The organism is Nocardia sp. NPDC058058, assembly GCF_042885355.1.
Taxonomy (GTDB): domain Bacteria; phylum Actinomycetota; class Actinomycetes; order Mycobacteriales; family Mycobacteriaceae; genus Nocardia.
The window spans coordinates 440,607-462,584 of sequence record NZ_JBHVSA010000004.1 but is presented as its reverse complement, the minus strand read 5'-3'; the positions used below and the strand labels follow the sequence as shown (position 1 = coordinate 462,584).

Here is a 21,978-nt window from a genome sequence, read left to right as displayed (position 1 = left end):
CTTGCGACCGAAACTTAACGATTTTGCGCCCCCGCAGGGGGGGCTGTTCCCCGCGCCATCGTAAATGGCGCACCGGGCGCCCCCCCCTGGGCCCCCCCCCCGGCCGTTCACGAGCACCCGGCTAGGAATCGAGGTGGTAGACCTCCATATTGCCGACCATGGTGACCGGGTAGTGCGCCCGCACCCAGGCCGTGATCTGCGCCGAGGTCGAATCACCGGATCCCGAACGCCCGCCGCCCTGACCGCCTTGACCGCCTTGACCGTACTGACCGGCCTGGCCGCCTTGATCGCCCTGGCCGTTCTGGTCGCGGCCGCCGCGGCCCTGCGCGCCCTGGCCCTGGTCTCCCCGACCCGGTGCGCCCTGGTCTTCAGCCTGCGTGTTCTCGTCCTGACCGTTGCGGTTCTGGCGCTGCTGGACCAGGTAGTAGCCGACCTGATGGTCCGCCACGTAGGTCTGGAACTGCGCCAGGGTCGGGGCTTCGTCGCGGCCGCTGAAACCGCCGACCGCCAGTAGCGGTGCGCCGGTGCGCAATTCGATCGAACTCACCTGGGAGGCGCCCACCGCGGCGGCGGCCCAGCGGGTATTCGCCGAGGCGATCAGAGCGTCGATGGCCGAATCATCGCCCGCGCCATTGCCGCCGCCGCGATTCTGCCCACCGCGCGAGGGTCGCTCCGGACCGGCGATCGGGCTGCCACCCGAATGCGCCTGCGCGACGGTCTCGACCGCATAGGCGGTCGGTCCCACCAGTCCGACAATCAGTGCGGCAGCACCGATTACGACGCCGAAGCGACGCACACGCGGCATGCCGAGCAGCAGTATCGCGGCCACGATCGAGAGCACGAGAATGCTCCACCGCAACCACGGCAGCCAGTAGGCGGTGCGATTCAACAGCACGAAGGCCCACACACCGGTGGCCACGCTCATACCGGAAAGCGTTGCGCGAGCGGCGATATGCTCGCGCCGCTGCCAGAGCTGGGTCGCACCGATGCCGATGAGCGCGGCGATCGGCGGAGCCAGCACAACCGAGTAGTACGAGTGGAACGACCGGCTCATATAACTGAGCACCGCCGCACTCACCAGCAACCAGCCGCCCCACAGCACCAACCCGGCCCGCACCCGATCGGTCCGCGCCACCCGGCGCGTAATCCAGATCCCGGCCACCAACGCGATGAGCGCGGCGGGCAACAACCACGAGAACTCCGTCGCGAGCTCACCGTTGAACAGCCGAGTAACCCCGGGCTGACTACCGAATCCCCCGAAACCACCCTGGAATTGGCCGCCCCCGCCACCACCGGGGATTTGGTCGGGTGTGCCCGGAATCTGCCCTGCACCGCCCGGTATTTGCCCTGCGGCAGTGGGGAATTGGGTCGGGGTCGCGCCGGTGGTGAGTTGCGCGGCGGCACCGGTGGTGGGGTGTGGCGTGGCGGGGCGTCCGCCGCCACCGCCGTGGTTGCCGAATACGCGGCCGAGGCCGTTGTAGTCGACGGCCAACTCCCACAGGCTGTTATCGGTGGATCCGCCGATGTACGGGCGGGATCCGGCGGGCCACAGCGCCACCAGTGCCACGTACCAGCCGGAGGACAGCACGACGGCGAGTCCGGCGGTCGCGAGTTTCTTTATGCGCGTGAGGATTCCGCCCGCACCCGCGACCAGCACCACCAGGGCGAGGCCGGGCAGCACCAGGAACGCCTGCATCATTTTGGTCAGGAAGCCAAGGCCCATCAGGACGCCCGCACCGGCCAGCCAGGCGGTGCTCGCCGACCACCAGCGTTCGCCGGGCGCGTCCACCGAGCGCACCGTGCAGTACGCGGCGGCGACCAGCAGCAGGGTCAGCAGCGCGTCGGGGTTGTCGTAGCGGAACATCATGGCCGCCACGGGGGTTACCGCGAGCGCCGCGCCCGCGATGAGTCCGGCCGCCGGACCCGCCCAGCGGCGCACCGTCGCCGCCAGCAGTCCGACCGCCGCCACGCCCATGAGCGCCTCGGGCGCGAGCATGGACCACGAATTGAATCCGAATATCCGCCCGGACAATCCCATGATCCACATGGCGGCGGGCGGCTTGTCCACGGTGATGGAGTTCTGCGGGTCGAGCGAGGCGAACAGCAGCGCCTTCCAGCTCTGTGTCCCCGATTGCACGGCGGCCGCGTAGTACTCATTGGTCCACCCGGCCCCGCCGAGTCCCCACAGGTAGAGCACCGCGGTGGCCGCGAGTAGTGCCAGCAGTCCCGGCCGTTCCCAGCGCGGACTCCCGGGTGGGCCGAATATCACCGGCCTCCACCACGTCTCGTCCCGCACCGGCACCCCACCGTCCGCAACGCTGATCGCCGCCGTCATGCCCGCACTACCCTCCTCGAAAACCGCTCTTCACCTGCTCGGACTCGCGCAGCCTATGAGGCCCCGATGTGTCCGCGCTTCAGCTCGCCTGGGAGTTCGCTGTGAGCCCGCTGCGCCCCGGGGCCGCATCCCCGACGCCCGCTCACCCGGATCGTCAACGCGGTTCGCCTGGATTCGCGCGGACGGCCGCGCGAAAGCGCAGCGCACGAAACGCACTGCGCCCCAACCGCTGTGCTGCGGTCGGGGCGGCAGGGCGCGCCGGTGGCGGCGCGGGGTCGCGGGCGGATGGAGGTCGGGCGCGTTGGTGTCGCGGGGTCGCGGGGTCGCGGGCGAATGGTCGCGCAGGGGTTGTCAGGCGTACGTGGTGAGGGTGAAGGGGGCGGTGCGGACGGTGCCGTTGTGCTTGAAGTCCAGGAAGAGGCGGTAGGTGCCGGGGCCGGGGACCGCGGTGTGGAAGGTGATGTCGGGTCCGGGGGCGGTGACGCCGTCGCCGGGTTCGCCGTTGGGGTGGACGTGCACGTAGGCCAGGTCGCCCGCGCGCAGGATCACCAGGTGGCCGTAGGCGGCGAGGTAGGGCTCGAGGTCCGCGACCGGTGCGCCGTCCTTGCGAACGGTGAGGGTGAGCAGACGGCCTTCCCCGGGGACGAGATCACCGTCGAGGGTGACCTCGTAGCCGTCGACCACGGTGGTGCGCGCCGCTTCCGGGGTCGGCCGCGGATCGTAGTCACCGGCGATGGCGAAATCGGCTCCGAGCGTGATGGTTTTGCCCAGCGCGGTCGGCGCGATATCGGTGAACGCGCGATACGCGCCCGCCGCGGGCAGATTCAGCCGCACCGCCCAGGTGCCGTCGGCGGCCAATTCCGGGTGCACATGCCAGAATCCGGTGAGTTCCCGCTGTACGACGATCAGGTGCAGATCCCGATCGTGCAGCGGTGCGTACTCGGTGACCGGCTCCCCCTCGGGACCGAGAATCCGGAACCGGAATTCGAATTCGCCCGCGTGCAGGATGGTTTCGCCCAACTCGAGCGTGTACCCGTCCTGCGTGACCTGCAATCCGCCCGGCAGCCCGGCGTCATGACCGGCGTGCGCGTCATGCCCGCCGCCTTCGTGCCCGCCGTGCGTATTGCCCTGCGCGCCAGCATGAGCGGCGTGCGCGCCGTGCCCCGCGTGCGGATCTGCCACAGCCGCAACATGTCCCGTGTGCGCGGCGTGTGCACCGTGGGCCGCATGCGCCGCGTGATCGACATGACCAGCATGATCGGCGTGCGCGGCGTGATCGGCGTGCGCGGCGTGCGCGGCGTGATCGGCGTGCGCGGCGTGCGCGGCGTGCGCGGCGTGATCGGCGTGCGCGGCGTGATCGGCGTGCGCGGCGTGGTCTGTGGTGTGTGCGTGGGTGGTCATTTCGGATCCCTCTCAACCGATTTCGATCTCTGGTACGGATCAGAGTTAATACCCCCTGGGGGTATCTGCGCAAGCCTTGGGTGCGTGAGGTGGGTCACTCGACAACGCAGGGCTTGACCTCAATATTGGTTGAGGTATCAGGATGTTGGTCATGAGCACAGCAGCCGCGACCGCGCCGGTCATCGAGGACACCACGGTCGATCACACCGCCGATATCGCCGCGATCACGCAGGTGATCGCGAATGCGCAGCGGGCGTTCAACACCAATGACGCCGAGCTCATGGCCGCGGACTACGCCGCCAATGCCAGCGCGGGCAATGCCGTCGGCATGGTCATGCACGGCGCGGACACCGTGCGCGCCGCCTCGGAGGCCGGGCTCGCCGGATTTCTGAAGGACCAGTTCGTGCGCTACGACATCGCCGACATCACCTTCCCCCGGCCCGATGTCGCGCTCGTGCACAAGCTCGCACGCGAGACCACCGCCGCGGGCGAGCCGGTGGATCCGGATCCGGCCATGGTCGCGCTCTACGTGCTGATCAAGGAGAACGGCCGCTGGTGGACGATCGCCCGCCACAACACCCCGATCCCTCGCGCCGACTGAGGCGCGAGCCCGCACCCCGCCGAGCCCCGTACACCCCTCGGCGGGGTGCGATTACCCGTACGACGGGCCGCGCCGCGATCGGCGAAAGCTTGTTACGGGTACGGTGCGCGAGGTCGCTACCCACCGGCGCCGCGCGGGATCGCTACTCACCGGCACGGCGAGCGCTGCGCGGGATCGCTAATCGCGGGCGCGGCGGGCGGTGCCGCGATGGGCGGGCATGGCGGCGGGATCTTCCGGCCAGGCGTGTTTGGGGTAGCGGCCGCGGAGTTCGGCGCGAACCTGGGGCCAGCCGTTCTGCCAGAAGGAGGCCAGGTCGGCGGTGACAGCGATCGGGCGCTGCGCGGGCGAGAGCAGGTGCAGCAGGATCGGCACCCGGCCGTCGGCCAGGCGAGGGATCTCGGCCCAGCCGAAGATCTCCTGGACCTTGACGGCCAGGATCGGGGTGTCACCCGAGTAGTCGAGGCGAATCTTGCTGCCGGAGGGGACTTCCAGACGTTCCGGGGCCAGCTCGTCGAAGCGGCCCGCCTGCGGCCAGGGCAGCAGGCGACGGAGCGCGTGACCGGCATCGATACGTTCGAGATCGGCACGACGGTTGGCGGTGGCCAGTTCCGGGCCGAGCCAGCTCTCCGAATCATCCAGCAGCGCTGGATCATCCATCGCGGGCCAGGGCGCGCCGAGCGTGCGGTGCAGGAAATCCAGCCGCTGTCGCAGGCCGACCGCGTCGGCATTCCACCGCAGCAGTCGCAACCCCTGCGTGCTCAGCCCACGGCGCAGCGCCTGTTCCACCAGCGCCCGGTCCGGACTCGGTAAAGGTCGCTCCGACAGCACGATCGCGCCCAGTCGCTCGACCCGCCGCGCGACCACATCACCGTCGACCCAGTCGACCTCATCGGCCCGGACCAGCAGATCCGGCGCGGCCTGCCGGGCCAATTGCTCATCGGCCATGGCGGCCAGCCGAATTCGCCCCTCGGCCCGCCCCGGATCCCTGGATGCGCCCGCGACCGCCAGCCATTCCGACTCCCCCACACCGGAACCCGGCGGCAGCGATACCGCGGTACCGCCCGCCATCAGATAGCTGGGCGATCCCGGCCCCCGCCGCCGCGCCAACCGCTCCGGATAGGCAAGCGCCGCAACGAGAGCCGGATCGTCCGCATTACGCGGCCGCGGGGCCGAACTCCGCCCCTGCCGCCGATCGCGTTCCGGTCCGTCTGCGGCGGTCCCGGCATTACTCGCCGACTGCCGTGAATCGCGGTCCCGGCGTGCGCCATCCGCCTTCCCGAACCGCTCGCGGTCCGAGCCCTCGGCATTTTCGACGAGCCGGGTGAGGCGGTCCACCTCGCGCTTCCACCGCTGGGGCGGATCGGCGCGCAGGGTGCGGATGGCGGTAATCAGGTCAACGGTGGCAATGGCGGTGTCGTCGTCGAGCAGGGCGACCACTTCGGCGGCGGGGCGGGCTCCCACCTGGGCCGCGCCATCGAGGAGGGCACGCGCCAGCCGGGGGTGCAGGCCGAGGGCTGCCATACGGCGGCCCCGATCGGTGACCGCACCGCCGGGTTCCTCGGCTCCCAAGGCGCGCAGTACTTCTCGGCCCGCGGCGAGGGCTCCCGGGGGCGGCGGATCCCACCAGCCCAGGCCCTGACCGTCGGCGGTGCCCCAGCAGGCCAGTTCCAGGGCGAGGCGGGTGAGGTCGGCGGTGCGGATCTCCGGTTCGGGGTAGGCGGGCAGGGTGGCGTGCTCGTATTCGGGCCAGCAGCGCCAGGCCCAGCCGGGTGCCTCGCGCCCGGCGCGACCCGCGCGCTGTTCGGCGACGGCGGCCGAAACCCGCACCGTCGCAAGGCCGGACAGGCCGCGACGGTGGTCGACGCGCGGGACGCGCGCCAGCCCGGAGTCCACGACAATGCGTACCCCGGGCACGGTGAGACTGGATTCGGCTACGGCCGTGGACAATACGACGCGGCGGCGACTTCCCGCCCGCAGGGCCGCATCCTGGGCAGCCCCGGAAAGCCTGCCGTGCAAAGGCATTACATCGATATCCGGCAGTCCGGACAGTTGTGCGCTCACCCGGCGAATCTCGGCCGCACCGGGCAGGAAGACCAGCGCATCCCCGGCGGATCCGGCCAGCGCCGATCGCACGGTCCGCGCCACATGCGCCTCGGTCCGCTCCTTGGGCAGCGCCGAAACATATTCCATTTCAACCGGATACGCGCGTCCATGCACCTCCAGCACCGGCGCGGGCCGGTCACCGCCGAGCAATGCCGCCAGCCGATCCGCCGCGACGGTGGCGGAGGTGGCCAGCACCCGCAGATCCGGCCGCAGCCCACCCCGCGCGTCCAGCAGTAGGGCGAGCAGTAGATCGGCGTCCAGATGCCGCTCGTGGCACTCGTCGAGCACCACCGTGTCGACACCGCTCAATTCCGGATCGTTCTGCAACCGCCGCACCAGCAGCCCCGAGGTGACGACCTCGACGCGGGTCCCCGCGCTCACCCGCCGATCCCCGCGCACCGAATACCCGACGCGCTCCCCGACCGGCTCGCCCAGTAGCGCCGCCATCCGTCCCGCCGCCGCCCGCGCCGCCAATCGCCGCGGCTCCGCGACCACGATTCGCCCGTCGGTCGCGGCGGCCAACGCCAACGGCACCAGCGTCGTCTTCCCGGTCCCCGGCGGCGCGACCAGTACCGCGGTTCCGTTTCCGGCCAGCGTCCCGACAATCTCGTCGAGCGCCGCGCGTACCGGTAGATCCGGCAGTTCAGGCAGTTTCATTGCCGCCCAGTCTGCCTTCCGCACCCCCTGCCGCCGCGCTCCGCATGGTTTTCGGTGCCCGCCCGGTCAGAACAGGCTTTGCTGGTCGGCGGCGATGAAGAAGCCGTGGCCGCCCGAATCGCAGCGGACGCCGGCCTGGGTGGAGGTGCAGGCGGTGCCGCGCACGATGATGGTTTGGCCGTATTCCAGGACTTTGCCGCCGCCCTTGGCGGGGCCCGAGGTGACGGGGCCGAGCGGGCTGCCGACGAAGACGCCCTGGCTCAGGCAGATGAACTGGGATTTGGCGCCGGTGATGTAGGCCGCGACCGCGCGGTTCGGCCGGGTGCCGCAGTCGGGTAGCGCGGTGGGGATGACCGAAGCGTGTTCGAGCTGGCAGCCGGTGCCGAAGGTGCCCTCGTTGATGAAGCCGCACATGATGTTTCCGGTCGGCGACTGGAAGTAGTACTTGTCGCCCTGCTGGAAGTCGCGGGCGTCCACATTCGCGTCATTGCGGGTGGGCAGTCCGGCGGCCGGTGACGACGAGGCGACCGTGCCGGGCGATCCCGGGTTGGCGTCCCCGCCGGCCGGGGTGGTGATCGGTGTATTCGCACCGGGGCCGGCCCCGGTGGTGGCGGTGTCGTCATTACATCCGGCGATGCCCCCGATGGCAGCGACGGCCGCGAACGCCAAAACCCATGCCTTCATGTATTTCTCCCGATTTCGATGTCACCCCCGACGCCATATAGGTCATCGAGCCGCGCGGCGGGGTCGTTAACCGGGCGTACGATCGGCGCGGATCACCAGGCGAAGATACCGGGCACCGTCTCGTGCAGGGGTGGCAGCTCATCGGTGTTTCTCGGTGTCAGACTGAACATCTCGATATCGCGCCAGGGATGCGCCCAGCGCAGCGAATCCATCTGGAAAACGATCTCCTCACCGCATTCGGGTTCGCGCACGATGACGGTGTCGTCGTAGTACGCGGTGACCGGCATGGCGGTGTTCCACATCCGATCGAAGTTCGGATTCTCCCGGCAGGCTTCGCGAATCGCGGCGATCTCCGGTTCGGGCACGATGCCGAGCGAGTTCTCCTTCAGGATGTAGACCAGCCGGTGCACGATGGCTTCCCAGTTCACCAGCACCTCGCGCGCCCGCGGATCGGTCATCATCTGCACGATCACGTTCACCGGCTGTTCCGGGGTGCCGAGCGCCGGGTCCAGCCACGGAAACATCTCCACCGCACGGGCATTCGCGCCGAGCACGTAGTACTCCGGAACCCGGTGCAGGAAGGCCGGTCCCGGCATGTGGTTCATCAGATTGACCTCGGCGGCGGTCACCGACTCCAGTTGTCCGGCGGCGACGGTGAGGTCCTCCCCCATCACCATGGACCACACCTTGCGCCGCTTGTAGCGCGGCAGATCCAGTGCGGTGCACCAGGATCGGATGGCGGCGACGGTGGGCACCCGCTGCCCGTTCTCGTATTTCTCGAAGCCGGAGCTGGACATGAACAGCAATGCCGCGACCTGTGCCTGCGTCAATCCGAGTTCGAGACGCTGGCGCTGCATATAGCTGCCAAGCATCTTCTGTTCGCTGCCGTTGTTCTCGGCCGGAACGGCGCGCATTGTGCTCCTAGCTTTTCGTTCTGACGCGGTTCAAATGACTTGGCGCGCCGTGATACACGTTTCGGCGTCCAGTCCGGCCGCCAGCTGTATGACGAGGTCGGCGGTGGCGGCCAGGCGGAGCGCGTCGGCGTCGGGTGAGGGCACCCGCAGCGCCTCGCGCACCGCCGAGCGGATCAACAGCGCGGCCTCGACGAGGGTGTCGGCGTGGGTTGCCAGGCGCAGCCGGGAGATCTCGCGCGAGCCCTCGACAGTGTCGTGCTGACGCGGAACCACGCGAATGATCCGCTCGGCCAATACCTCGGAGCGGATGAGCAGATCGGTGAGATCGCCCCAGACGCGCCGCCGCCGTTCGGGTGCGGTGGGTTCGGCCGGACAGATCTGATCGGATTCGCGCACGATACGCCGCGCCAGCGCGAGGAAGTCCTCGATTTCGCGCATGCGCTGGGTACCGGGCAACTCATCGGCCAGCGTGGGATCCATATCCCACACCCCGGCCACCGTGCGACTGTGCCGCAGCAGGCCGCCGAGCAGATCGATCACCCGAAAGAGTTCTCCCGCAACGGGTCCCACCGTGAGCCGGATCGCCATGCGTCGTTCGACGGCGATACACAATGCCTCACAGTCCCGCTGTGTGCCGGATGCGCCCGCCGTCATGAGCGAAAGCGTGGCAGACGCGGATTTACGGTGACTTAAGACATTGCCGCCTTTCGCCTTAAGAGCACGCCAAGTAGACCCGGTCGAAATCACCAGCCGATTCGATTGTGCAGCACCGCGGTTCACCGCACATCCGCCCCGACCCACCCAAGTTGGGCGACCCACGCGGATTGACAGGCCATCGGGCCCGCGACGCCACTGACGCAGATGAGCCCGCACCGGATCGGGTGACCAGGGTCACTGACTATTTTCGTGATGCTGGAAAGTCGCTGGTGAGCGGTTGAATCCGGCGGCGCATCACACCGCGGCGGCGCGAAAATCAGAGGATTCGCGTCGGTGCCGCCCGGAATACTGACGCGCGACCGATGAGTTGAGCGACCCGTTCCCGTCTGTTCTCGTGTGGCGCCGGGATCCGGGAGTCGATGACTCGCCGCCGGTCCACACGTCTGTTCTCGAGCTCACGCCCCGGAGGTACCCGAATGCACGCCGATATATCCGCTCCCCCGGGAGCGCAGGCTCCCTCGGGAGGCGGAACCCCGACGGTCATCCGGCTGCTGGTGCTCGCGACCTTCGTGGTGATTCTGAACGAAACCATCATGATCAACGCGATCCCGCGCCTGATGACGGATCTGAAGGTCAGTGATCGCTCGGCGCAGTGGGTTTCCACCGCGTTCATGCTCACCATGGCCGCGCTGATTCCGGCCACCGGCTGGTTCCTGCAGCGGGTCACCACCCGCCGGGCATACGCCCTGGCGATGGGTGTGTTCCTGGTCGGCACCGCGCTCTCCTCGGTGGCGCCGTCGTTCGCGATTCTGCTGGTCGGCCGGGTCATCCAGGCCGGTGGCACCGCGGTGATGATGCCGCTGCTGATGACCACGCTGATGACGGTCGTGCACGAACAGGATCGCGGCCGCGTCATGGGCAATGTCACGCTGGCCATTTCGGTGGCGCCCGCCATGGGCCCGGTCATCTCCGGTCTGATCCTGCAGATCGGTTCGTGGCGCTGGCTGTTCGTGCTGATGCTGCCGATCGCGGGTGTGGTCACCTGGCTGGGCCTGCGCAAGCTGGAGAACATCGGTGAACCGCAGAGCGGCGCGATCGATGTGGCGAGCGTGATTCTGGCGGCCCTCGGCTTCGGCAGCCTGGTCTACGGCCTGAGCAAGTTCGGCGGTGGCGATGCCACCACGCCCGCGCTGATCATCGCCGCCGGTGCGGCCCTGATCGCCGTATTCGCCTGGCGGCAGATCCGTTTGCAGCGTGGCAGCGGCCCGCTGCTCGATCTGCGCGTGCTGCTGGCGCCGACCTACACCAAATCGCTGGTCCTGATGGCGGTCGCCTTCCTGGCCATGATGGGCTCGATGATCCTGCTGCCGCTGTACCTGCAGACGCTGCGCGGGCTGTCCCCGTTGCAGACGGGTCTGCTGGTCATGCCCGGTGGTCTGGCGATGGGTCTGCTCGGCCCGACCGTCGGCAAGATCTTCGACCGTTTCGGTGGCCGGGTGCTGGTGATTCCGGCCGCGATCGGCATTACCGCCGCGCTCGCCGGATTCACCCAGATCTCGCTGACCATGCCGTACTGGCAGCTGCTGGCCCTGCACATCCTGCTGATGGCCTCGCTGGCCGCGGCGTTCACGCCGGTCTTCACGCTCGGCCTGGGTTCGCTGCCCATGCAGCTCTATTCGCACGGCAGCTCCATGCTCGGCACGCTGCAGCAGGTGGCGGCGGCCTTCGGTACGGCGCTGGTGGTGACGATCATGTCGGGTCGCGCCAATTCGCTGATCGATTCCGGAACCGCTGTGCCGGAAGCGCATCTGAACGGTATGCGGCTGGCCTTCGCGGTCTCGGCGGCGCTGTCCATCCTGGTGATCGTGATGGCGGTGCTGCTGCCCAGCCGCGCCCCGGAGCCCGAGCACGCGGCGCCGACGGTGGACGAACTCGAGGACGCCACACCGGTTCTCGTGAAGGACTGAGTATCCGGCGAGAGCCGAATACAGTGCGGGCGCATCCGAATCGGGTGCGCCCGCACCGCTTTCCCGCCCGGGCTGTCCCGCACCGTGTTTCGGGGGCGGAGATTCATCGGGTGGCCAGGTGCGCCTCTATCGCCTTGATCGCCTGTCCCGCACCGTCTTCCTGTGCGAGCCGCGCCGCGACCTCGGCGGCATTGGCGCGCAGGGTCGCATCGGTGAGCGCGGTACGGATAGCGGCGGCCAGCGCGTCGACGCCGAGTTTCGCGTGCGGGATGGTGCCCGCGCAGACACCGAGTTCGGTGAGCCGCCGCGCCCAGAACGGCTGATCCGAATAGCTCGGGACGCCGATCGCCGGAACGCCCGCGCGCAACCCGGCGGCGCTGGTGCCCGCACCGCAGGAATGCACGACGGCCGCCATCTGCGGGAACAGCCAGTCGTGCGGGACCTCGCCGATGGTGAGCACATCGTCGTCGCTGACATCCAATTGCAGCCAGCCCGCCTGCACCACACCGCGAACACCGGCCTGCCGCAGGGCCTTACGCACGATCTCCGAGATGCGGGCGCTGTGCGCGCTGGTGTTCACCACGCTGCCGAATCCGATGAACACCGGCGGCGGTCCGGCCGCCAGGAACTCGGTCAGCTCGGCGGGCGGCTGCCAGTCCAGCGGGCGGGGCGGCCACCAGTACCCGGTGACCTCCAGTCCGGCTCGCCAATCGGCGGGGCGGGGCAGCACATAGGGCGAATAGCCGTGCAGGATGGGCCATTCGGCGGCGGTGCGACGGCGGCGCAGCTCGCGCACCGGCACCTCCGGCAGTCCCAGCTCACGACGGAAGTCGCCGACGACGCCGCGGTACACGGTATCGCCGAGCCAGCCGCCGATTTCGGCGGCCAGCCGATTTCCGAACGGGCCGAACGACCTTGGCCCCAAGGAGGCGGGCGGATAGGCCGCGGTCGCGCACATCGGCTGGAAGCGCAGCCCGATGGCCGGAATCCCCTTGGCCTCGGCCAGCGGGAAGCCCGCCCCTTCGGTGAGCTGCGCCAGCAGCATGACATCGGCCGGCTCGTCGCGCAGCGCCTCGATCATGCCCATACCGGTGGCGCGCACCCCGGCGGGAGAGGCGAATTGCCATGCGGCCTTGCGCTTGTCGACATTCGGATCGTTCATATCGATGTCGATATTGGTTTCCATCAGCCGGAAGTCGAGTCCGCGGCCGGTGATCAGCTCGGCGAACACCGAATGCGCGGCGACGACCACCTCGTGCCCGGCCTCGCGCAATCGCACGCCGAGTCCGGTGAGCGGGGCGATATCGCCGTGGCTGCCGATGCCGGTGATGATCATTCTGCTCATGCGATCTCCACCGTCTCGATGATCGAAAGCCACTGCGCGACAATCTCTCGCACACGGTCGAGGCCGATGCCGCCGGTGGGCGAGTGCACCGAGTAGTGCACGCGGCGAATGCCGTCGTTCTCCGATGCGCCCAGGAACATGCTCAGGTCGAACACGGTCAGGCGCGCCTGTTCGCGGGAGTGCGCGCCCGGAATCCACACCCCGACATCGCCGAGGAAGTTGAAGTAGAACTTCGGGACATTGAATTCCACCAGCCGCGACCAGCCGTCGGGATGGTGCCAGAACAGCACCGTGTAATCCTCCGGATGCGCCGGATAGTTGGCCACGGCAGCGCGCATGCGCTCGCCGTGGTCGCCGGTCACCGAGCGCACCAGCCACGGGTAATCGTCCGAGAGCCAGGCGACGGTGCGGCTGAGGTCGGTGCCGGGGCGCAGGCGGCTGTAGCGGCCGTGCTTCTGCACCTGGATGGGCCGGGCCACGCCGGTGACGTCCTCGATGGCCAAACCCAGTGCTATCAGCAGGATTCGAGTGTAGGAGGCATCGAGCGCGGCGGGCAGTTCCTCGAGCAGCCGCAGTGCGAGCGGACCTTCGATGACGCCGTCCAGATACGCGGATTCCGGTGTGTCCGGCCGGTTTTCAACGTGCGGTTCGATATCCGAGGCGGCGGACCAGTAGTCCAGCTCACCGGTCCGGGTCAGCGCGTACTCATCGAGGAATTCGGCCCACTCCGAGCCCGTGGTCAGCTCCGGTCGCAGCGAAATCGCCTCTCCCGCTTCCCATTGCCGGGCGTAGGTGGCCACGTCGTCCCACATCACCCACATGGCGACGCCGTCGATGGCGATGTGATGAATGGTGAGCAGCAGGATATTGACGTCGGCCGAGCGGGTGAGCAGGGCGGCGGTGACGATCTTGCCGGTGGTCGGGTCGAGCCGGAGATTGCTCTTGGCGGTCTCCTCCTCGATCACCTGCGGGATGTCGTCGCCGGCTACCTGCTCGATATCGACTACCCGCACATCGATTCTCGCGGTGTCGATTTCGCCGCCGGACGGCGGTTCGATCAGGCAGCGCGCGTCCATGCCGTAGCTGTACCGGCTGCGCAGCGATTCGTGATTGTCGATGAGCGCGTTGACCAGTGCGCGCGCGTCATCGAGGCCCATCGAGACCGGAACCGGGCAGGGGATGGTGATTCCGAAGACGGCCGGGTTCGGATCCCACATGAGGAACTTCTTGGCGGCGGCGGTGAGCCGCCCTGGGCGCAGCGTGGTCATGGTGTCCTCGGGTCAGAAGGGGGTGATGTTGAAGGGCCGCCGCAGCGGGGCCAGCGCCTGATCCAGAGCCGCCACCGTGCCCGGGGTCGATTCGGTGATGCGCCCGGCGCGATGCAGTTCCAGCGGGGTGAGCGCGCCGAAGTACACGCTGGCGAGTTCGGCGGGGCTCAGGCGCAGATCGGCGGGAACGCCCTCGGGCGCGGGCGTCCAACTGCCCCGACCGTCGGTGACATCGAGGGTGAAGCGGCCGGGGCTCATTCCGTAGGGGTCGTCGATCTCGAGCACGCCGTGGAAGTCGGCGCGGTAGGCGCGTGCTTCGAAGGCCTTGGGCGAGTTCAGGATCCACATCCAGACACCGGTGTCCACACCGGTCGTGGCCGCCACGCGCGGATCGCCGAGCAGCAGCGGGGTCGGATCGTCGACGGCGGTGTCCAGCAGGACCTCGCGGTATTCGCCGTGCCCGAGCAGGCAGCGCAGCAGTTCGCGGTGCGCGGGCAGGGTGAGCGCACAGAAGTCGCGCACCCGCACGGTATCGCCGATCAGGTCGTAGATGACGTAGCCGTCCGGGTGCGTGATCACACAGGAGGAATCGTCATAGGTTGCGGGCCAATAGAATTCGCTGCGACTCAGCGCTCCCGGGGTGATCCGCTGCCAGCGATCGTAGATCTCACGCAGCCGGTCGCGGGCGACGCTGGGCCGCAGTTCCCGTGCCGGGGGCGAATCGTCGGCCCCGGCACGGAGTTTCGCGCGGCGGCGGTCGATGCGCAGCCGCCGGGTATGGCTCGCGATCCCGACCGCGCCGTAATTGCCGCCCGGTCCGGGCATGGCGGCGAAGACGTCCGCGCCGGTCTCGAGCGCGATGTACATCATCTCCGCCTGAATCTTGGAGTAGAGGCCGCGATTCTGGTGGGTGGTGGCGACCATGCCCTGCGCGCAGGCGGCGACGTCCAGCTCCGCGCCGCCGGGCACGGCGACCCGCATGCGGATCACCGATCCGGTCCCCGCCACGAAAGGTGCGTCCGGATCCGAGACATCTTCGGCCACAATGACATCGGTGAGCCGGAACTGCCGCTTCCAGCTCTCGAAATCCTTGGCGTGCACGCCGCCGAAGGCTCGGTCGTAGCAGTCGCGCAGTGCGTCCCAGTCATCCTCGCGCGCCCGGCGGATGCGCAGGCCGTCCACGGCCAGCCCCTCCCGGTAGGCCATGAGTTCGGAGATCATCGGTGAATACCTTTCGTAGGCGGGAAGTTCGGAGCCGGTGGCCGCCGCGGGCATACGACCGCCCGGAGCGGTTGCCGCGTAGCGCATCTCAGTGCCTCGGAAACGGCGGCACCGGTCGGGCCGTTAGCCGACTCCCGGGGCGGCGGGTGCGTCCAGGCGCGCGAGCACGTCGTCGCCGAGCAGGCGCAGGCTGGCCCAGCCATCCGCCACCGGCAGTCCGCCGATGAGCGGATTCATCACGATCTCGGTTCTGCCACCGGCGATTTGGGCGAGCAGCTCATCCGGGGTGAGGATCTCGGCGTAGCCCCGGGCCCGCACCTCCGCGACGGTGGTCACCTCGGCCTCGTTGGGTCGCCGCAGTCCGGCGCGCCGCCAGGAGCCGTATTCGCGCGCCTCATTGAGGATGTACGGACCGTACTCCCGCCATCCGGCGTCCGGATCCTCGTGCAGCAGGGTGAGCTTGTTGCCGGGTTCGGGGCGGTGCACGAAACCGAATTTGCCGAGTCGCTCCAGCTCGGCCAGGTAGTACCGCTCCAGGTCGGGCATCGACATCGGCGGTGAGAACGGCAGGCCGAAGCGCGCCGCGCGCCGGGCCGCGGCCCGGGTCATACCGCCGGCGAACACCATCGGATGCGGTCGCGTACAGGGTTTCGGGGTGACGTCGATGAGCGCGCCCGCATGCTCGAACGGCACATCCCGCCAGGCCGCGAGCAGGGTCTCCAGCGCGGTGTCCATGAGTTCGCCGCGCCGATCCCAGTCCCGGCCCATGGCGGCGTATTCCTCCGGCCGGTAACCCATTCCGGCGACGATGACCAGCCGTCCGCCCGAAATATTGTCCAGCACAGCGATATCGGCTGCCAGCCGGATCGGATCGTAGAGCGGCACCAGCAGCGCGCTGATGGTCACCGCGACTCGTTCGGTGCGGGCCGCCACCGCGCCCGCGAGCACCAATGGCGAAGGCAGCCAACCGGTTCCGGACAGATGATGCTCCTCGCAACTCACCGCCGCGAAACCGTGCCGATCGGCGTACTCGGCCATTTCGATCGCCGCCCGGTAGCGCTGCTCATGCCGCGCGCCCGGATCATCGGTATTGGTCATGTTCAGCCGGAGCGCTGCCACCACGTCCATCGGGTTCACCAGCCAAATATCGAACCCGGGCCGATTCCGGGCAACCGCTCGGCTGCCCCAGTCACAACCTCCCCGGCGCGGGACAACCACTGGGTGGAGGAGCCCGGTGCGCGGCAACCACCGCCAGTGGCACCGCGCCGGCGCAAGTTCACTCGAGGGCACGTTCGTCCGGTCCGGCGTGCAGCGTCATGACCGCCGGGGAATCGGGATACATTTGCTCGTTCGGAAAACCTCTGCGAAAGGGCCATCACCATGTCGATTACCGCTGACAAGGTCGTCTCCATCGAGTACACCCTGACCGATGACGACGGGGATGTGCTGGACACCTCGGTCGGGGAGGACCCGTTGGTCTACCTGCACGGCGCCGAGAACATCGTGCCCGGGCTGGAGCAGGCGCTCGAGGGTAAGGGCACCGGGGACGAGCTGCTGGTGGTGGTCGAGCCGGTCGACGGCTACGGCGAATACCTGGCCGAGCTGATCAGCACGGTGGACAAGGATATGTTCGAGGGCGTCGACGAGCTCGAGCCCGGTATGGAATTCCACGCCGAGGCGCCGGACGGCGATTCGCAGATCGTCACCGTGCGCGCGATCGACGGCAATGACGTGACCATCGACGCCAACCATCCGCTGGCCGGTCAGCGTCTGCACTTCCAGGTCAAGGTCGTCGATATCCGCGATGCCACCGATGAGGAGCTGGCGCACGGCCACCCGCACGGCGAGGACGATCACGAGCACTGAGCCCGTTCGCCTATTAGAACGTGTTCTATATTCGAGGGATCTATCCTGCGATCCCTCGGGAGTTCACCGTATGTACCAGTGGTCCGACGAAGACCTGATGTTCCGCGACGCCCTGCGCGGATTCATGGAGAAGGAACTGAAGCCGCACGTCGACCAGCTGGAGAGTGGCGCGCTGCCGCCGTTCGACATCATCCGCAAGCTGTACGCCACCTTCGGGCTGGACGAAATGGCGAAGGAGGGACTGGCGAAGTCCCTCGCGCGCGAGGAGGCCGGGACCACCGGTAAGCCGGGCGGCGGGTTCAGCGGCGCGGGCAGCATGGGGGTCATCCTCAATAGTGAGCTCGCGGGTGTCAGCCTCGGTCTGGTCGCGTCGATGGGCGTCAGCCTCGGGCTCACCGTCGGCACCATTCGCAGTCGCGGCACGCTGGCGCAGAAGCAGCGCTGGCTGCCCGACCTGGTCACCATGGCGAAGGTCGGCGCATGGGCGATCACCGAACCCGATTCGGGCTCGGACGCTTTCGGCGGGATGAAGTCCTATGTGCGGCGCGATGGCGCGGACTACATCCTGAACGGGCGCAAGACCTTCATCACCAATGGCCCGTACGCCGATGTCACCGTGGTCTACGCCAAGCTGGACGAGGAGGACGGCGTCGATCGCCGCGATCGCAAGGTGCTCACCTTCGTCCTGGACAAGGGCATGCCCGGTTTCGTGCAGAGCCCGCCGTTCAAGAAGATGGGCATGAACTCCTCCCCCACCGGTGAGCTGTTCTTCGACAATGTCCGCATCACCCCGGACCGGCTGCTCGGTGAGACCGAGAATCCGGCCAAGGGCGATGGAAAGGACAGTGCCAAGGAGTCTTTCGCGGCCGAGCGCATCGGTATCGCCTCGCTGGCGCTGGGCATCATCAACGAATGTCACCGGCTCTGTGTGGATTACGCGAAATCGCGCAAGCTGTGGGGTAAGGAGATCGCGCAGTTCCAGCTCATCCAGCTCAAGCTGGCCGAGATGGAGATCGCGCGAATCAATGTGCAGAACATGGTGTTCAACGCCATCGAGCGCACCGCGGCGGGCGAGAAGGTCTCGCTCGCGGAGGCTTCCGCGATGAAGCTGTACTCCTCGCGCGCCGCGACCGAGGTCGCCATGGAGGCGGTCCAATTGTTCGGCGGCAACGGCTATATGGCCGAGTACAAGGTGGAACAGCTTGCCCGCGATGCCAAATCGCTGATGATCTACGCGGGCAGCAATGAAATCCAGGTCACCCACATCGCCAAGGGGCTGCTCGCCCGCTAGCGTTCACGCCGCGCCGTCCGGTCCCGGATCCGCCATCGGGATCAGGCGGTAGGTGAGCCAGGGGCTGTGCGGGAGATGGGGTTTGTCGATGCGCAGCCGGACCCGGCGGACCGCGCCGGTGGCCGGGTCGGCGATGCGCAGCTCGGTTCGCAGCGCCGTGTGCACGTCCGGATCGGTGGTGTACATGCGGTCGAAGTCCGGGTGCGTCCGGCAGCGGTCGACGATCTCGGTGATGGTGTCCTCGGACAGCACGATCGGGCCCATCATGCGCAGGCCGTAGGTGAAGCCGTGCGTGAGCGGCTCCCAGTCCAGCAGCACCTGTTGCGCGGCGGGCTCGGTGAAGAGATAGGTGAACAGGTTCGGTCGCGCCGCGGTTTCCGGGAACGCCGCGCGCCAGGCGGCGTTGAGACCGACGATCTCGCCCTCGGGCAGCATCAGGTAGGCGGCCGGGTAGGGGAATTGCTCGAGGTCGTCGAGATCGTCGGCGTCGGGTTTGGCGACGGTCCGGCCCAGGATGCGGTCGAGCGTGCCCGGGTAGAGCGATGCGATGATCCGCTCCCGGAAGAGATACGGAATCCACAGCGCGTCGAACAGCGCGCCCGCGAATTCGAGACCGGGCATCAGGGTTCCGGCTTCGACCTTCTCGATCGCCGATTTGGACCAACCGGTCGTGCCCGCCAACTGCGCCTGCGTCATGCCGAGTGCGTCGCGTCGAGCCCGCACGAAGACCGCCAACTGCCCCTTTGCCATTCACCTCAACCTTGCTTTGTCACACGAGTCACACCGGAAACGGGCGGAAGTCTCACCCCTGGTGCGACATCACCGCATTGACTTTCTCACGGCGCGAAAACAGGCTTTACAGGTCCTGGAACCTGCGCGTGCCACTGCCCCTTCGTGCTCGTCAGGGGCTGGTGCGTTGGAGGGGAACGCACCAGCCACCGGGTCCGCTCGCCGAAATCAGCCCGCGCTTCCGGTGCCGATTCCGGGGATGCCGGAATCGACCGCCAGCAGGTGGAACATGGTTTTACCGACAACACCGAAGTTGTTGTCCGACACCACGACCAGGGTGCGCTGGCCGTTGACCGCCGGACCCCAGGTAATGCCCTCGACACACTGCGGGTCGATTCCGGCGGCGCGGAAGTCGAACAGCAACTCCTTGGACATGGGGGTGGCGGTCGCGGGCGAGACGGCCGCGCCGGTGACCGGAGTCGCGCCCGCGGGCGAGGTGGAGTAGATGCGGCCGGTGAATCCGATATTCGGGATCATGCTTCGTTCCAAGGTCAGGAATCGGTCCGGGCCGTCGGCGAGGATCTCCGAGATGCCGGTGGCGGCGGGCACGCCACCGGCCGCGACGCGGTCCACCGGGTAGATGTACTCGGCGATGTCCGCGCCGTCGCGACTGTTCAATCGGACGAAGCGGGAACGGGTCTCGGCATCGGGCGAGGCGGCCGGGCCGTCCTGTGCCAGCGCGTTCTCGCTGACCGCGACGATCGAGGAACCACCCTGCGGCAGATCCATCGCCTCGAAACCGAGGTTGTCGCGAATGCCGGAGACGACCTGTCCGCCATCCAGGCGCGGTGTGAAGGCGTCCGGTACCGGGATATCACGGATGAACCCGCCGTCCAGGGCCGCCTCGCGAATGAAGCCCGGGCGGCCGGCCTTGGCCTCACCCTCGCTGGTGTAGATCATGCTCTGTCCGTTGGGATTCCACCTGATGGATTCCGGATCGATGGAGCGCGGGGCGTACGGCGCGCCGTCCGTGTCCTTCAGCAGGATCTGGCGCTGGAATTCGGGCGTGCCCAGTTTGCTGTCCTTGTCGATCGGCAGCCGCAGCGTGTAGGCCCGCACCGGACCCGATTCGCCGCGATTGTCGCTGATCGCGAGGTAGGTCTGCTCGACCGGGCGGTAATCGATGCCGGACAGGCCGCCGACCAGCTGGCCGTCGAAGACGAAATCATCCGGGACGGTCACCGAACTCAGCAGGCGCACAGTGGTTCCCGGTTTGCCGAACGCCTGCCCCGGACCCATCTGCGTCCACGGCGGTGCCGCCACGCTCAGCGCCGCCACCACGGCCCCCACTGCGAGAGCTGTCTTGTTCATCCGCCCGAATTCCTTCCGGTACCGCCCGGCCGCTGCCGGATACGGCTGGTGTCTACCAACCCGGCGGACCCCGCGCCTCCCGACTGTCCGGTCGGTCCCGATGACCAGGACGGCTATGGCATCGGGGCGGTGATGGTGGTGAAGTACTGCACCGCTGCGAGAATCGCGACCGGTGCGGTCACCAGCAACTGTCCCGCGATGGTCCCCAGTGCGCCGATCGAGGCCACTCCGCCGAGACATCCGAGCGCCGCGGCGGGCAGGAACGGGCCGAACAATCCGGCGATGGTGGCGGCGGCCACCGTGCCGCCCACCACCGCGCCGAGCACACATCCGACGGCGGCCCCGCCGAGTCCGCCCACCACGGTGCCGATCGTCAGCCCCATTCCGATGGTGCTGCTCATCCGATTCCAGGCGGCCTGTTCCCGCTGATAGGGCGTATGGAAATCGGCGGTGTCCTCGAACGGCAAGGCGACCGGCGCGTACGCCGCGTGTTCCACATCCATTCTGGGAGTGAGCGTCACAGTGTGATCGGCGATGTTCGTCTCGATCGGAAACACGAAATCGTCCACCCGGAAGGACATTTCAGCCAAGGCGAGCACAGTGTGATTCGCGGTCTCCAACTCGAGCACCCCGTCCCGCAGCTCGATCGCCCCGTTCGGAAGCGTGATCACGGCGGTATCCCCCACCTGACTCGCCGTCACCGCGACCGCCGCATCCGGTGTCGCGGCGGCGGTACCCGAACAGACCGATAGGCCGACCGCAACCAGTGCCGTCGACGCAAAACTCTTGATCAGCAACGCTTTTCCTGCACGCATGGCCATCCTTTAGTTCTTCATGATGAATCATTCACTATAATGAACTATTAATCCGTGCGCGGGCAACCCCCGAACCGAAGTGGGCGGGCTAGTAGGCGAAGGGGCCGGATCGGGTTCCGGCGGGCGGGCGCTGCGAGCGGGCACCGCGAATCACGACCGTCACGATGATGGCGATACCGGCTATCAGGCCGCCGAAGCCCAGGGCGAGGGGGACGAGGATGGTTCTCATGATCGAGGTGATGAGGTCGCCGCCAACCGCCACGGTCACATTCGGCGAACCCTGGGCGGTCAGTCGGTAGACGCCCGCCCGGTCGGCGTGAAAGGTGAACTCGGACTGCCCGTTATGGCTGCCCATCTGATAACTCGTACCATTCGCGGCACGCAGGTCGACCGGGCGAGCGGCCGGGTCGGTGAGGCGCACCGCGGCTTCGAGGGACGGGTCCGCCGCCGTCCCGTCATCGGCGTACTCGAAGTAGATCCGGTAATCCCCGGACTCCAAACGCAGATCACCGGATCCCGGCACGGCAACCCGCTGAAACTGGTTGACCTGATCATTCATTCGCACAACGCTCATCACACCGAAGGTGATCGCCCCCGCCACACCCGCGATGATCAACACGACCCCGGCCACGATCCACCACCCCGAAGGCTTCTTCCGCTGTGGCGGGGTCGCCCACGACGACTGCGGAACCGGATAGAAGCCAGGCTGGGACACGTCGAACCCTCCCCCTCGGTGGCCGCCGATCACACCGA

At 68.2% G+C, this 21,978-nt stretch carries 18 protein-coding genes; 4 read left to right on the top strand and 14 right to left on the bottom strand.

Annotated elements, in window-relative coordinates; translation table 11 throughout:
• Positions 1–121: 121 nt before the first annotated feature.
• Both ACFVUS_RS33215 and ACFVUS_RS33210 read right to left on the bottom strand, forming a co-directional pair.
• Positions 122–2,335 carry an ArnT family glycosyltransferase gene (locus tag ACFVUS_RS33215; protein WP_387775699.1) on the bottom strand — a complete coding sequence of 738 codons (2,214 nt, stop codon included), beginning with the start codon at positions 2,333–2,335 and terminating at the stop codon, positions 122–124.
• A 351-nt stretch (positions 2,336–2,686) separates the two neighbouring features.
• The gene (locus ACFVUS_RS33210) at positions 2,687–3,736 is read right to left on the bottom strand and encodes a hypothetical protein (RefSeq protein ID WP_387775696.1); all 1,050 of its coding nucleotides are present in this window, start codon (positions 3,734–3,736) and stop codon (positions 2,687–2,689) included.
• Between the two features lie 151 nt (positions 3,737–3,887).
• Here ACFVUS_RS33210 and ACFVUS_RS33205 point away from each other — a divergent pair, with 151 nt between their 5' ends.
• On the top strand, positions 3,888–4,337 hold the full coding sequence (locus ACFVUS_RS33205) for an SgcJ/EcaC family oxidoreductase (RefSeq protein ID WP_387775693.1): 450 nt from the start codon (positions 3,888–3,890) through the stop codon (positions 4,335–4,337).
• 177 nt (positions 4,338–4,514) lie between these two features.
• Here the strand turns inward: ACFVUS_RS33205 and hrpB are convergent, their stop codons facing one another.
• The 4 genes from hrpB to ACFVUS_RS33185 all read right to left on the bottom strand — a co-directional run bounded on the left by hrpB (position 4,515) and on the right by ACFVUS_RS33185 (position 9,349).
• A complete protein-coding gene (gene hrpB, locus ACFVUS_RS33200) occupies positions 4,515–7,097 on the bottom strand; it encodes an ATP-dependent helicase HrpB (RefSeq protein WP_387775690.1) in 2,583 nt (860 codons plus the stop codon).
• Positions 7,098–7,163: 66 nt separating this feature from the next.
• Positions 7,164–7,781: a hypothetical protein gene (locus ACFVUS_RS33195; RefSeq protein WP_387775687.1), complete on the bottom strand. Its 618-nt coding sequence runs from the start codon at positions 7,779–7,781 to the stop codon at positions 7,164–7,166.
• A 92-nt stretch (positions 7,782–7,873) separates the two neighbouring features.
• Positions 7,874–8,695: a helix-turn-helix domain-containing protein gene (locus ACFVUS_RS33190; RefSeq protein ID WP_387775684.1), complete on the bottom strand. Its 822-nt coding sequence runs from the start codon at positions 8,693–8,695 to the stop codon at positions 7,874–7,876.
• 30 nt (positions 8,696–8,725) lie between these two features.
• Entirely contained in the window at positions 8,726–9,349 is a 624-nt protein-coding gene (locus ACFVUS_RS33185) for a hypothetical protein (protein ID WP_387775681.1), read from the bottom strand.
• Positions 9,350–9,828: 479 nt separating this feature from the next.
• Between ACFVUS_RS33185 and ACFVUS_RS33180 the strand changes: the two genes are divergently transcribed.
• Positions 9,829–11,319, top strand: coding sequence for an MDR family MFS transporter (locus ACFVUS_RS33180; protein ID WP_387775678.1), 1,491 nt, complete (start codon positions 9,829–9,831; stop codon positions 11,317–11,319).
• A 103-nt stretch (positions 11,320–11,422) separates the two neighbouring features.
• On the opposite strand, the gene ACFVUS_RS33175 is transcribed toward ACFVUS_RS33180, so the two are convergent.
• The 4 genes from ACFVUS_RS33175 to ACFVUS_RS33160 are packed head-to-tail and all read right to left on the bottom strand — an operon-like array spanning position 11,423 to position 16,281.
• The gene (locus ACFVUS_RS33175; protein WP_387775675.1) at positions 11,423–12,664 is read right to left on the bottom strand and encodes a glycosyltransferase; all 1,242 of its coding nucleotides are present in this window, start codon (positions 12,662–12,664) and stop codon (positions 11,423–11,425) included.
• The gene (locus tag ACFVUS_RS33170; RefSeq protein ID WP_387775672.1) at positions 12,661–13,932 is read right to left on the bottom strand and encodes a condensation domain-containing protein; all 1,272 of its coding nucleotides are present in this window, start codon (positions 13,930–13,932) and stop codon (positions 12,661–12,663) included. Before ACFVUS_RS33170 ends, ACFVUS_RS33175 begins: the two co-directional genes overlap by 4 nt.
• A 12-nt stretch (positions 13,933–13,944) precedes the next feature.
• Complete coding sequence (locus ACFVUS_RS33165) at positions 13,945–15,240, bottom strand: GNAT family N-acetyltransferase (protein WP_387775669.1); 1,296 nt, start codon at positions 15,238–15,240, stop codon at positions 13,945–13,947.
• Positions 15,241–15,276: 36 nt separating this feature from the next.
• Positions 15,277–16,281, bottom strand: coding sequence for an LLM class flavin-dependent oxidoreductase (locus ACFVUS_RS33160; protein WP_387778425.1), 1,005 nt, complete (start codon positions 16,279–16,281; stop codon positions 15,277–15,279).
• A gap of 252 nt (positions 16,282–16,533) precedes the next feature.
• Here ACFVUS_RS33160 and ACFVUS_RS33155 point away from each other — a divergent pair, with 252 nt between their 5' ends.
• Positions 16,534–17,019 carry a peptidylprolyl isomerase gene (locus tag ACFVUS_RS33155; protein ID WP_364641931.1) on the top strand — a complete coding sequence of 162 codons (486 nt, stop codon included), beginning with the start codon at positions 16,534–16,536 and terminating at the stop codon, positions 17,017–17,019.
• Between the two features lie 70 nt (positions 17,020–17,089).
• Positions 17,090–18,310, top strand: a complete 1,221-nt coding sequence (locus tag ACFVUS_RS33150) for an acyl-CoA dehydrogenase family protein (protein WP_387775666.1) — start codon at positions 17,090–17,092, stop codon at positions 18,308–18,310.
• Positions 18,311–18,313: 3 nt separating this feature from the next.
• On the opposite strand, the gene ACFVUS_RS33145 is transcribed toward ACFVUS_RS33150, so the two are convergent.
• The 4 genes from ACFVUS_RS33145 to ACFVUS_RS33130 form a co-directional block, all read right to left on the bottom strand.
• Positions 18,314–19,060, bottom strand: a complete 747-nt coding sequence (locus ACFVUS_RS33145; protein ID WP_387775663.1) for a helix-turn-helix domain-containing protein — start codon at positions 19,058–19,060, stop codon at positions 18,314–18,316.
• Between the two features lie 207 nt (positions 19,061–19,267).
• Positions 19,268–20,410, bottom strand: a complete 1,143-nt coding sequence (locus ACFVUS_RS33140; RefSeq protein ID WP_387775660.1) for an esterase-like activity of phytase family protein — start codon at positions 20,408–20,410, stop codon at positions 19,268–19,270.
• A gap of 113 nt (positions 20,411–20,523) precedes the next feature.
• A complete protein-coding gene (locus ACFVUS_RS33135) occupies positions 20,524–21,225 on the bottom strand; it encodes a hypothetical protein (RefSeq protein WP_387775657.1) in 702 nt (233 codons plus the stop codon).
• 88 nt (positions 21,226–21,313) lie between these two features.
• Positions 21,314–21,940, bottom strand: a complete 627-nt coding sequence (locus ACFVUS_RS33130; protein ID WP_387775654.1) for a hypothetical protein — start codon at positions 21,938–21,940, stop codon at positions 21,314–21,316.
• Positions 21,941–21,978 lie beyond the last annotated feature (38 nt).